Source organism: Actinoplanes oblitus (genome assembly GCF_030252345.1).
Lineage (GTDB): Bacteria > Actinomycetota > Actinomycetes > Mycobacteriales > Micromonosporaceae > Actinoplanes > Actinoplanes oblitus.
In genome coordinates this window covers 1,657,671-1,669,598 of the sequence record NZ_CP126980.1, presented here as the reverse complement: position 1 = coordinate 1,669,598, position 11,928 = coordinate 1,657,671, and the positions used below count along the sequence as shown (strand labels likewise).

Genomic DNA, 11,928 nt, shown 5'->3' with positions numbered 1-11,928 from the left:
GGGAACCGCACTCAGACCGCCTTGCGGATGTCGCCGGCGGCGTCCTCGTCGGCTGATTGGTAGTTGACCATGGCGTTCGCCACGGTCTCACCGACACGAATCAGCATGGTGCCGCAAAATCCACAACTTTTGACGACCGCCTCGTTGGAGGGCGACGAATTCCCCTCGGAGTCCTTGACGGCCTCGGTGTACTTCGTCCGGTATTCCGCGGTGTACTTGTCGTTCGGCGGCAGCGCGCGATCATTCTCGTGTGCGGTGATGCCGCGTCCGATCTCGGCGACCTTCTTCTCCAGGTCCTCGCCGGCGCCCTGCATGCGATGGCCGATCTCGATCAGCGAGGCGGGACTCGTCCGGATCTGCACGAACTCACCCACGGCGCTCTCCCATCTGCCGCCGGACCTCGGCGTCGTGGCTGCCGACGAAGTTCTCGATGCCGGCCTGCCCGCCGAGGGCCCTCAGGTCGCCCGGCATGCTCTCGGCGAGCACCTCGCGACTCTGCCGGCCGGCGTCCTCGATCGCCGCGCGGACCGTCTGCACGATGCTCGCGGAGAGCGCCTTGGAGTTGGGCTGGCGCAGCACCCGGGGGTCGATGTCCAACTCCAGCAGGTGACCCCGCGGCCCGACCACCGCCTTGATCATCTTGTCCGGCGACCACGCCGTCCCGGTGACCTCGAGCATCCGCTGCTGCATGGCGGGAATGTCAGCGGTGGCCTTCCGCAGGTCCGCGAGCATCGCGTTGAGCGCACCCCAGTTGGGCCGCCCCGGAACGTCTGCCATCCCACACCTCCCCGATCAACCGCTCCATCATGAGGGACCGACCGGCCGCCGGCGATGGCCGGCGGCCGGTCGGGCTCACATCCCGGACGCGATCTGCTGGTCGATCTGCTGCATCCGCTCGGCGGACGCGCCGAGCTTGACACCGACGCTGGCCAGCGCCGTCTTGATCTCGGTGGCGCCCTGGTTCCACTTCTGCCGCGCCTCGTCGCAGGCGGTGCCGGCGGCACCGGTCCAGTCCTGGGCGAACAGCTGGGTGAAGGCGGTGTAGAGATCGTTGAGCTGCTGGTCCATCTGGCCCTCGAAGGTGCCGATGGCCGCGGCGACGTCGTTGATCTGGCCGAAGTTGTAGGTGATGCTCATGATTCGCCTCTCCGATCTTCGTCTGCGTCAGCCGCGAAGGATGCTGATGACGGAACTGTCGCCGGTCGAGGCGGCCGCGGCGCGGATCTCCTGCGCGGCGTCCTCGTCGTGCACGCCGTACTGCTTGGAGGCGCTGCTCATCTTCCCGGCGAGCTCGTCCAGCGCGTTGATGATCTTCGTGAGACCGTCGTTCAGCTGAACCGACACGTCCTGGAGAGCGTTGTTCGCGGTGCCCTGGAACCCACCGCCGCCGAGCGACTGGATGCGGTCGAGCAGCTGGGCCATGCCCCGGGCGACGCTCTGTCCCGTTTCCTCGCATCGCTGGGCCATCGCGTTGAGCTGTTCCTGCGTGGCATGGACCTGTCCCATACCCGGAGTTCCTGACAAGGTGGTTCACCCCGATTCTCGTAGTCGGCGCGCCGGGGCCGAGGCTTTCCGGAGCGTTCTCGCCGCGCCATTGGGCTATGTCCTGTCGTACACCGGGTGGCTCAAGTTGGTTCGAACCCCCGCATCGACGAAGGCGTACTCTATAACGTCCGCCTGATCATCGGCCGTCATACTAATCTGGCGCGACGATGGCCGGACACGACCCGTCGGGGAGGCGTCATGGGAGAGCAGGCTCCGTTCGACGATCAGGGCATCGCGAATCCGTACGACAAGCAGACAGCCGCCAACACCAATACACCGTGGCTCCACGACGGTCCGAAGGTCGACGTCGACCTGGACGGCCTCCGCGAGTACGCGAAGCTGATGATGAAGGCCCAGCTCGACCTGTCCAGCCGGCGCACCCACCTGAGCCAGCTCTTCGAGCTGCCCACCACGGCGTGGGACGGCGAGGTGCTCGGCGAGGCGGCCTGGATCCGCTCCCAGATGAGCGCGAACGCCAGCGAGCTGAACACCTACCTGTCCAACCTCGGGCAGTCGCTGATGAACATCGGCTCGGCCGCGCAGACGGTCGCCGACATCTACGAGCACGGTGACGCGGTCTCCGCCGCCTCGATGAACGATGTCCTGTTCGCCTTCGGTGACAAGTCCGTGCCCCGGCCCGACGGCCTGCCGTCCTACCTCGGCAAGACGTACTCCGACGCGCTCGCCGAGGGCAGCAAGGAGGCCGGCCCCGCGGCGGACAGCGCCGAGTGGGTGGACCAGGGCACGGTCGCCAACGGGCCGTACCAGACGTTGCAGACCTCGGTGGCGAACGGCCAGCGCCGCACCATCGAGACGACCACGATCCCGAACAGCGGCACCACGATCGTCACCACCACCGTCTACGACAAGAAGGGGCACGTCGTCTCCACGTTCACCACGCGGACCGAGACGACGTACGACGCGACGACGAACGTGCAGACGACCAAGGAGACGACGTCGTCCGGCAAGACGGTGACCGGCACCACGACCAGCGAGAAGCGCTACGCGAACGGGGAGGTGGTCCACGAGGTGACCACGTCCACCGACGGCAAGGGCGGGGTGACCAGCCAGCGGAGCACCGACGTCGACGCCGACGGCGTGCGGACCGACGTGACCAGGACGCCGAACACCGACACCGACGACAAGACGGACATGAAGGAAAGCGACCGGGTGGTCTACGGCAAGGAGACCAAGAGCGAGAAGGCCGTGACGAAGGAGATCGCGGACGACTACTACCCGGAGGGGACGAGGGGCTGACCGATGGGTGTGGATTACTGGGGCGCCGCCGCCGACCCGAACTACGGCTACAGCCCGTACAGCGGGACGACCCACTATGGCAGCCATTCGTCGTCCGACGCGCCGTTCACCCAGCAGGCGGGTGGGGACAACCACACCACCATCGAGCAGATCCACCGGCAGATCCACAACATGCACCCGGAGCGGATCGCCGTGCTCGCCGACCAGTGGCAGAACGCCTGGACGCTGATGAGCGAGGTGCGGTCGTTCCTGCTGGCGGAGAGCCAGGCGCTGGAGCGGGAGTCGTGGAAGTCACCGAAGGCGCGGGAGGCCTTCCTGAAGATGGGTCCGGGCCAGTCGCTGGCCTACCTCGACGTGTGGATGGACGCGGCCCAGGTGAACGTCACCCAGCTGCGGCACCTCGTGCTCATCACCAAGGCGGCCCAGGACTCCATCGACGATCTGGTGGACAAGTACAAGACGGATCTGGGCGCCGCGGCGGACGTCACCGGAATGGACCAGCTCGGCCACTGGCTGACCCACTGGAACACGACGTGGAGCGACTCGGAGAAGAACGAGGCCCGCGACGACATCAACGACGTCAAGAAGGACTACCAGGAGCGGGCCCAGCGGATCGCCTACTACTACGGCAACGAGATCTACGGCTACATCGGCAAGCTCGCGGGCGGCATGGGACCGCCGGTCCGGCCGATGGACGCGGTGCTCAACACGCCGGGCAAGCCGCCGACCCCGCAACTGCCCAAGCTGCCCGGTGGCGGCGCCGGCGCGCCGCCGCCGCCGGCCTTCGGCGGCACCCCGCCGCCGCTGCCCGGGCAGAACAAGACGCCGAAACTGCCTACCAACCCGAGCGACCAGGTCAAACTCCCGGACCTGCCGGGCGACCAGCCGGGTGGCAACCAGGATCACGGCCAGCTGCCGGGTACCCAGCCGCCGCTGCTGCCGGTGCTGCCGGTGAAACCCGGGCAGACCGGCGTCCAGCCGCCGAAATCGGTGCCGCCGCTCACCAACCTGCCGGGCCAGCTGCCGCCCGCGTTGCCCGGTGGCGCGAAACCGCCGGCCTTCGGGCCCGGCCTGACGCAGAACGCGCCGGGCACCCTGTCCCCCGGGCTCAAGCCGGGCGGCTCGGCGCCCAGCCTGCCGCCCAACCCCGGGCAGCTCGGCCGGAACTCCTTCGGGCGCAGCCCCGCACAGCCGCCCGGCACCGGTCAGCCGCCCGGCCGCACCCTGCGCCGCCCCGGCGGTACCAACCCGTCGCAGCCGGGCCGGCCCGGCGACCGCCGCCGCGGCGACGACCGTTCCCGGCAGTACGGCACGCCGTACGAGGGTGAGGAGAGCTTCAGCCGGCCGCCCGGGGGGATGCCGCCCGTACTGAAGAATCCGGCCGGCGACCGGGACCGCCGCCGCCCCGGCAGCACCGAGGAACTGCACCCGACGGTGAACGGCAGCAACGACGCGTTCCGTCCGGAGGGCACCGCGCCGCCGGTGCTGAACCGGCCGAGCACGCCGGCCACGCCGCCGGCGCCGGCCCGGCGCCGCGAGACGCCGCAGCGGGACCGGCAGACGACCGCCTGGGCCGACTACTTCGGGTCCGAGCAGGCGACCACCGAGGCCGGTTCGGGCATGCTCGAGGCGCCCGCGGCACCGATCGCCGGCGCTGGGGTCTCCCGGCTGGAGGAGATCCCCCGCGGGCTCCGCAGCCGGGCCGCCACCCAGGCCGCGGCCGCCGGGCAGCACCAGCCGGGTACCGTTTCTCCCGAGCTCAGCAAGCGGCGGACCACCATCGACCCGATGCCTGTCGGACCGCAGGACGACGAGGCTCCCGGCATCGTCACCGACGAGCGGGCGTTCGAGATCCAGACGCCGGGTGGCGGTGTCGTCACCAGCAAGCGGGACGAACCGGTCTACGAGCCGGAGATCCGGCGCGTGCTCGGTGGCGGCAACTCCTAGCCGGAAGGACGGGTCAGAGGCGTGAAGGTCGGATCACCGGCGAACTACTACGTTCGCGTGCGGTTCGCCGGGTGGGAGGACACGGCCGAGCGATCCGAGCTCTACCGTGGGGTCTACACCGTGACCGTGAACATGGGTCCGGAGTTCACGTTCGTCGACGACCTCACCCGGCTCGGCCCGCCCTGGCTGGAGTCGGCACTACCGCCCGAGGCCGACGGCGAGCTGGTGGATCCGGACATGGTGCGCCTGTTGGAGTTGCTGCAGTCCTGGTACGCGGTGACCCCGAACGACGAGCTGGCCGGGCAGAGCCATCGGTTCGTCCGGCCCTGGGGTGTCGAGGACCGGCAGGAAGGCGTCGTGTTCTACACCGGTACCGCGGAATTCGCGGCTCTGCTCGACGATCTGGCCGCCCTCGCCGACACCCGCGCGGGGAACGTGCACTCGGTGGTCCGGCGCGACGCGGTGCTGGACCACCCGGTCATCCGCTTCCTCGAGGATCGGATCCTGCCGTCACCGTTGCTGCACCCGATGGACGCACGAACAGCGGGGCTCGCGGAGCGGCCGTCACCGTAGTCGTTCTCGGATGCCGGAAGGACGGGTCAGAGGCGTGAAACTGGGGGCACCGGCGAACCACTACATCCGCGTGCGGTTCGCCGGGTGGGAGGACACGGCCGAGCGATCCGAGCTCTACCGCGGGGTGTACGCCGGAGAGCGGCCGGCGCCCTGATCAGTCGCGCGCCCGCCGGACGACCATCGATCCGGCGGCGCGGTCGTGCAGGCCACGGCCGTCGCCGTCGGCGATCAGCGCGGGGATCAGCAGCGCCAGCAGCACCGCCCGGATCAGCCCGCGGCCCAGGCCGATCGCGCCGCCGTCGGCGAACGCGACGCAGCGGATCCGGGCCAGCCGCATCCCGGGCGTCTGGCCGAACAGCCCGAGGAAGAACGTGTTGATCAGGATCAGCAGGACCACCGGCGGCCAGGCCACCCGGTTCGGACTGGCATAGAGGCTCGCCACCAGAAGGCAGAGGACCCAGTCGATGAGCAGCGCGATCAGGCGCTGCCCACCACCCGCGGGCTCCGGGCGGGCCGCGGCAAGGGGTACGTCGTTCGCGGAAGCTGCCACGACCGCCGAGCGTACGCGATAGGGTCCGAACGTCGGCCTCGCGCTCGCGCCGTGCCTGATCATCCGGTTACGTAACACGGCGGAAACAATAGGGATACGCCGGGGCAACTCCGTACCCATAACGTCGCGACCAGCCTTGCCAGATGGCGGCCCCGGCCGCCCGGTATCGGAAAACTGTGCCAGGAGGACGTGTGTTCGCCAATCCCGAGGAACTCCTGCGATACCTCAAAGACGAGGGCGTCAAGTTCGTCGACGTACGTTTCTGTGACCTCCCCGGCGTGATGCAGCACTTCAACATCCCGGTGGAGTCGTTCGACGACAGTGTGGTGACCGACGGCCTCGCCTTCGACGGGTCCTCGATCCGCGGCTTCCAGGCCATCCACGAGTCCGACATGATGCTGCTGCCCGACGTCGCGACCGCGTTCGTCGACCCGTTCCGCCAGCAGAAGACGCTCGCGCTGAACTTCTTCATCCACGACCCGTTCACCCGCGAGGCGTACTCGCGTGACCCGCGGAACGTGGCGAAGAAGGCCGAGGCGTACCTCGCCTCCAGCGGCATCGCCGACACCGCCTACTTCGGCGCCGAGGCGGAGTTCTACATCTTCGACTCGATCCGCCACGAGACCTCCGCGCACCAGGCGTTCTACTACATCGACTCGATCGAGGGCGCGTGGAACTCCGGCCGTGAGGAGGAGGGTGGCAACCGCGGGTACAAGACCGCGTACAAGGGTGGCTACTTCCCGGTCTCCCCGGTCGACCACTACTCCGACCTGCGTGACTCGATGGTCCGCCGCCTGATCGACACCGGCTTCACCGTCGAGCGCTCGCACCACGAGGTCGGCACCGCCGGCCAGGCCGAGATCAACTACAAGTTCTCGACGCTGCTGCACGCCGGCGACCAGATGCAGCTGTTCAAGTACATCATCAAGAACACCGCCTGGGAGCACGGCAAGACGGCGACCTTCATGCCGAAGCCGCTCTTCGGTGACAACGGTTCCGGCATGCACACCCACCAGAGCCTCTGGCTGGGCGGCGAGCCGCTGTTCTACGACGAGACCGGTTACGCCGGCCTGTCCGACACGGCCCGCTGGTACATCGGTGGCCTGCTGCACCACGCGCCGTCGCTGCTCGCGTTCACCAACCCGACGGTCAACTCGTACCGGCGCCTGGTGCCCGGCTACGAGGCCCCGGTCAACCTGGTCTACTCGCAGCGCAACCGCTCCGCCTGCACCCGCATCCCGGTCACCGGCAGCAACCCGAAGGCCAAGCGCGTCGAGTTCCGCGTGCCGGACCCGTCGTCCAACCCGTACCTGGCCTTCTCCGCCCAGATGATGGCCGGCCTGGACGGCATCAAGAACAAGATCGAGCCCCCGGCTCCGATCGACAAGGACCTGTACGACCTGCCGCCGGAGGAGTGGGGCAGCGTCAAGCAGGTGCCGGGCTCGCTGGACGCCGTGCTCAACTCCCTGGAGAACGACCACGAGTTCCTCACCGCCGGCGGCGTCTTCACCGACGACCTGATCTCCACCTGGATCGACTACAAGCGGACCAACGAGATCGACCCGGTCCGCCTGCGCCCGACCCCCCACGAGTTCGAGATGTACTACAACGTCTGACCTCGCACGTCGCTGAAGCGGCGGTCACCCGGCTCCGGCCGCGGTGGCCGCCGCTTCCGTTCCCGGCGACGATCGGGACGGTGCGGCGTCCGGCGCATCGCCCGCCGCGCGGTGCCGTGACCGGGCCGGTCAGGGGATTTCCGGGACCGGCGGTGGTTGCGGGGTGAAGAACCAGTGGCGGACCGTGGGGCGGGTCAGCAGGATCAGGTAGAGCAGCGGCCAGACGAGGCCGGGCACGCCGGTCAGGCCGTGCAGCCCGAGGCGGACCGCCTCGATCAGCAGGGACACCACGCAGAGGACCGCGAGCGCCCACCACGCCCAGCGGTTGGCCCGCTGCAGGCGCCAGCTCAGGAAGAGGTAGAACACGCCGTAAAGGCCCTGGAGCACGATCGGGAACGAGAGGCTCCGGAGGCTGAGCGCCGCGTAGAAGACGGTCAGGCCGCCGCCGATGCAGAGCAGGATGCACATCACGGTGACCAGGGGCGGGGTGGGTCGCTGTGGCACCGGCGCATTGAAGCACCTCCCGGCGTGCGGGAACGAGCCGGGATCGGGATCAGAGGTATTCGCGTTTGCCGAGCGCTTGGGCCAGACGCCAGAGCAGAACGGCTCGGCGGGTGGCGACGGTCGCGGCGCGGGCCGGGTCCGCGGGCAGGCGGGCCGCGATCACGCGGCTGGCCAGGTCAGCCAGGAAGTGTTCGGAGTCCGGTGGCGGAACGACCCCCGGCATGGACGACGGAACGGCCCCCGGCGAAAGCGGCGGGACGACCACGCCGAGGTAAGGCCGGCGCAGGGTACGCGGGGCGATGATCGGCAGGATGCGCTGCAGGTGGGATCGCTGCGAGACGATCGCCACCGGCCGGGAATCGCCGAAGTGACTCTCGGCGTGCAGCAGATTGGTGACCGTGTCGACGGAGTGGCGCTCCGCGCGTACGAGAAATGGGTCCCCACCGGAAGCGAGCAGCGCGTCTCGCATGAGATCGGCCTCGGGGACGCCGCAGAACACCTCGCCGGGCGCCTCCGGAGTGGTCCACGGGCGGCCCTTGTGGTCGGCCGGAGACTTGTAGCCGGCGCAGACGATCACGCCGCGATCGGCGCCCAATGTCCGGAAGAGATCAGCCGCGACGGCTACCCGGGCGGCACCCTCAGGGGTGAGTCCGTCGCCGGTGGCGGTGCGGCCACGGCCGGGCACCAGCACATGTGCCACCTCGGCGAGGGCGAGCCCGGGCGTCCCCGGCAGGATCTCGAAACTCAGAGCAACAGCCAATCTCACGACGGAACGACGAACAAGGGCCGACGAGCAAAGCACGACAGGCAAGAGACAACGGGAGAGAGACAACGAGCAAGGAACGACGGGCAAGGGACGACGGGCGGGAACAGCGGTGCGACGACGGATGAGCCGGGCGGGCAGAATCGACGCGTGGACATCGGGGTGCTGGGGCCGCTGGAGCTGCGCTCCGGCACCGGAGAACTCGTGCCGATCACCGGCACCCGACTGCGTACCCTGATGATCCTCCTCGCCCTCGATGCGAACCGCACCGTTTCCGCGGACCGCCTGATCGATGGCATCTGGGGCGACAAGACACCCGCCGCCGCCACGAACGCCCTGCAAGCCCTGGTCTCCCGGCTCCGCCGGACCGCTCCGGAACTGCGCGTCGAAGCCACTCCCACCGGCTACCGCCTGACCATCGACCCACAAAATATAGATATATACCGTTTCGAGAACAGCGGCAGCCCCGGCGACGCCCTGCGACTCTGGCGCGGCGACCCCGAGTTCCCCGACATCGCCGCCGCCGAGGCGGCCCGGCTGCGCCACCTGCACCTCACCACCAAAAAGGCCTGGCTCACCGCCGAGATGGCGCACCGCGACGTGGTGCCCGACCTGGAGGCCCTGCTCGCCGAGCACCCCCTGGACGAGCCGCTGGCCGCCCTCCTGATCAGGGCCCTGCGGCACAACGGCAGCCCGGCCCGCGCCCTGGACGCCTTCGACCGGATCCGCCGGCGCCTGGCCGACGAACTCGGCACCGACCCCTCCCCCGAACTCGCCCACCTGCACCTGGAGCTGCTCGCCGAGGAACCGCCACGCGGGAACCTCCCCACCGAGCTGAGCAGTTTCGTCGGCCGGGAGGCCGACATCAGCGCCGTCCGCGCCCTGCTCGGCGAGCACCGCCTGGTCACCCTGACCGGTCCGGGCGGCAGCGGGAAGACGCGGCTGTCGGTCGAGGCCGGCGGCCGGCTGCCGGGTCCGGTCTGGCGTGCGGAGCTTGCTCCGGTACGCGATCCCGCCGAGCTCCCGCAGGCCGTCCTCACCGCGTTGCACCCACGCGAGCAGGTTCTCCTGGGTTCCTCGCGCGATCCCCTCACCCGGCTGCGAGACGCGGTGGCGTCCCGCGAGATGGTGCTCGTCCTGGACAACTGCGAGCACCTGATCGAGGCCGCCGCCGAGGTCGCCGACGTGCTGCTGCGCGCCGCGCCGGGGCTACGCGTGCTGGCCACCAGCCGGGAGCCGCTGGGCATCCCGGGCGAGGCGCTCTACCCGGTGGAGCCGCTGGAGTCGCCGCCGCCGGATGCGGACGTGGCCACCGCGGCCGGCTTCCCGGCGGTCCGGCTGCTGCTGGACCGGGCCGCCGGGTTCACCCTGAGCGACGGCACCGTGGCGCACGTGGTCCGGATCTGCCGGGCGCTGGACGGGATGCCGCTCGCCATCGAGCTGGCCGCGGCCCGGTTGCGCACCCTGCCGGCGGCGGTGCTCGCCGACCGGCTGGCCGACCGGTTCCGGCTGCTCACCGGCGGCAGCCGGACCGCCCTGCCCCGGCATCAGACGCTGCGCGCGGTGGTGGACTGGAGCTGGGACCTGCTCGGCGAGCCGGAGCGGCGGCTGTGGCGGCGGCTGGCCGCGTTCCCCGGTGGCGCCGGCGTGCCGGCTGTCGAGCAGGTCTGCGACGCCGACCTGGACCTGCTCGGCGCGCTGGTCGACAAGTCGCTGCTGGTCCTCGGGCCGGACGGGCGGTACCGGATGCTGGAGACCATCCGGGAGTACGGCCTGGAGCGGCTGGCCGAGGCGGGCGAGACCGAGTCGATGCGGGTGGCGATCGCCGGCTGGCTGCTGGACCGGGCCCGCGAGGCCGAGCCGCACCTGCGCGGCGCCGGGCAGCTCACCTGGATGGCCCGGCTGCGCGCGGAGCACGACAACCTGCACGCCGCGGTCCGGGCCGCGATCGCCGCCGGGGACAAGGCCACAGCGGTCGCGCTGGTCGCCAGCCTGGGCTGGTACTGGTGGCTGTGCGGGCACCGGGTCGAGGGCACCAGCCTGTGTCTCGACGCGCTCGCGCTGGACGGCGAGGCGGACCGGCAGGAGCTGGCGCTGGCGCACACCCTGGCGGCGCTCAACGGCGTCGAGGGGCCGCTCGGCTTCGCCGAGGTGCGCGAGTCGTTCCGCCGGGCGCTGGAGCTGATCGAACCGTCCCCGGACAGCCATCCCGGGCTGCGGCTGGTGGTGCCGATGGCCGCGCTCTACACCTCGCCGGAGCAGGACCGGGTGATCGCTCTCAGCCAGGCGCTCTACGACGACCCGGACCCGTGGCTGCGCGCCATCGCCCGGATGATCGTCGGGCAGGTGCGGCTCAACTTCGGCGAGCCGGCCGAGGTGGCCGAGGCCGACCTGGCCGCGGCGCTGGCCGGGTTCCGGGCGGTCGGCGACCGCTGGGGGATCGCCTTCACGCTGAGCGCGCTGGCCGACCTGACCGCCGCCCGCGGCGACTTCGCCCGCGCGGTCGGCTGGCAGCAGGAGGCTGTCGCGCTGGTCGAGGAGGTCGGCGTACAGGAGGATCTGCCGCAGCTCAGCGCGAAGATGGCGCACCAGATGTGGCTGGCGGGCGACCGCGAGGCGGCACACCAGACGCTGCGCCGGGCCCGGCGGCAGGCGCTCGACGCGGGCGTCCCGGAGGTGATGGGCTCGGTGCTGCACGCCAGCGCGTCGATAGCCCGCGACGAGGGCCGCCTGGACGACGCCCGCCGGGAGATCGCGCGGGCCGTCGAGCTGATCGCCCACTCGACGCTCGCGCCGCAGTTCCGGGCCATCGCGGCGAGCGCCCAGGGCCTGATCGAGGGCGCGGCGGGCCGGCTGGCCGAGGCGCGGGCCCGGCACCGGGAGGCGCTGGAGGTCGCGGCCGGCACGCTGGACTCCCCGGTGATCGCGCAGGTGCTGGTCGGGATCGCCGACCTGGCCCGGCGGGAGAACGATCCGGCGCGCGCCGCCTACCTGCTGGGCGCCGCGGTCGCGGTGCGCGGCGCTGCCGACCGCACGGTCCAGGACGCCGACCGCGTCGAGCGCGAGGCCCGCGCCGCACTCGGCGACGCGGGCTTCGAGGCTGCCTTCCGCCGCGGCGACGGTTTCGACCTCACCCGAGATGCCCAAGACGTCTTCGGTACGCCCTGAGCACC

At 70.7% G+C, this 11,928-nt stretch carries 12 protein-coding genes; 5 read left to right on the top strand and 7 right to left on the bottom strand.

The genetic code is table 11. The annotated features are described in order from the left end of the window. Nucleotides 1–11: 11 nt before the first annotated feature. The 4 genes from Actob_RS07775 to Actob_RS07760 all read right to left on the bottom strand — a co-directional run bounded on the left by Actob_RS07775 (nt 12) and on the right by Actob_RS07760 (nt 1,506). On the bottom strand, nt 12–374 hold the full coding sequence (locus Actob_RS07775) for a hypothetical protein (protein WP_284919380.1): 363 nt from the start codon (nt 372–374) through the stop codon (nt 12–14). Then, nucleotides 367–777, bottom strand: coding sequence for a YbaB/EbfC family nucleoid-associated protein (locus Actob_RS07770; protein WP_284919379.1), 411 nt, complete (start codon nt 775–777; stop codon nt 367–369). The genes Actob_RS07775 and Actob_RS07770 overlap by 8 nt, the downstream gene beginning before the upstream one ends. Before the next feature lie 75 nt (nt 778–852). Beyond that, the gene (locus tag Actob_RS07765) at nt 853–1,137 is read right to left on the bottom strand and encodes a WXG100 family type VII secretion target (protein ID WP_284919378.1); all 285 of its coding nucleotides are present in this window, start codon (nt 1,135–1,137) and stop codon (nt 853–855) included. A gap of 27 nt (nt 1,138–1,164) precedes the next feature. Beyond that, the gene (locus tag Actob_RS07760) at nt 1,165–1,506 is read right to left on the bottom strand and encodes a WXG100 family type VII secretion target (RefSeq protein ID WP_284919377.1); all 342 of its coding nucleotides are present in this window, start codon (nt 1,504–1,506) and stop codon (nt 1,165–1,167) included. Nucleotides 1,507–1,743: 237 nt separating this feature from the next. Between Actob_RS07760 and Actob_RS07755 the strand changes: the two genes are divergently transcribed. The 3 genes from Actob_RS07755 to Actob_RS07745 are packed head-to-tail and all read left to right on the top strand — an operon-like array spanning nt 1,744 to nt 5,322. Then, complete coding sequence (locus Actob_RS07755; RefSeq protein ID WP_284919376.1) at nt 1,744–2,802, top strand: hypothetical protein; 1,059 nt, start codon at nt 1,744–1,746, stop codon at nt 2,800–2,802. A 3-nt stretch (nt 2,803–2,805) separates the two neighbouring features. Beyond that, nucleotides 2,806–4,749: a hypothetical protein gene (locus tag Actob_RS07750; protein WP_284919375.1), complete on the top strand. Its 1,944-nt coding sequence runs from the start codon at nt 2,806–2,808 to the stop codon at nt 4,747–4,749. A 21-nt stretch (nt 4,750–4,770) separates the two neighbouring features. Further along, the gene (locus Actob_RS07745; protein ID WP_284919374.1) at nt 4,771–5,322 is read left to right on the top strand and encodes a hypothetical protein; all 552 of its coding nucleotides are present in this window, start codon (nt 4,771–4,773) and stop codon (nt 5,320–5,322) included. 154 nt (nt 5,323–5,476) lie between these two features. On the opposite strand, the gene Actob_RS07740 is transcribed toward Actob_RS07745, so the two are convergent. Beyond that, a complete protein-coding gene (locus Actob_RS07740; protein ID WP_284919373.1) occupies nt 5,477–5,872 on the bottom strand; it encodes an RDD family protein in 396 nt (131 codons plus the stop codon). Between the two features lie 191 nt (nt 5,873–6,063). Between Actob_RS07740 and glnA the strand changes: the two genes are divergently transcribed. Beyond that, on the top strand, nt 6,064–7,488 hold the full coding sequence (gene glnA, locus Actob_RS07735; protein ID WP_284919372.1) for a type I glutamate--ammonia ligase: 1,425 nt from the start codon (nt 6,064–6,066) through the stop codon (nt 7,486–7,488). A gap of 129 nt (nt 7,489–7,617) precedes the next feature. Here the strand turns inward: glnA and Actob_RS07730 are convergent, their stop codons facing one another. Then, entirely contained in the window at nt 7,618–7,992 is a 375-nt protein-coding gene (locus Actob_RS07730) for a hypothetical protein (RefSeq protein ID WP_284919371.1), read from the bottom strand. A 49-nt stretch (nt 7,993–8,041) separates the two neighbouring features. Continuing rightward, nucleotides 8,042–8,752, bottom strand: coding sequence for an ElyC/SanA/YdcF family protein (locus Actob_RS07725; RefSeq protein WP_284919370.1), 711 nt, complete (start codon nt 8,750–8,752; stop codon nt 8,042–8,044). 153 nt (nt 8,753–8,905) lie between these two features. Between Actob_RS07725 and Actob_RS07720 the strand changes: the two genes are divergently transcribed. Then, on the top strand, nt 8,906–11,923 hold the full coding sequence (locus tag Actob_RS07720; RefSeq protein WP_284919369.1) for a BTAD domain-containing putative transcriptional regulator: 3,018 nt from the start codon (nt 8,906–8,908) through the stop codon (nt 11,921–11,923). Nucleotides 11,924–11,928: the final 5 nt, after the last annotated feature.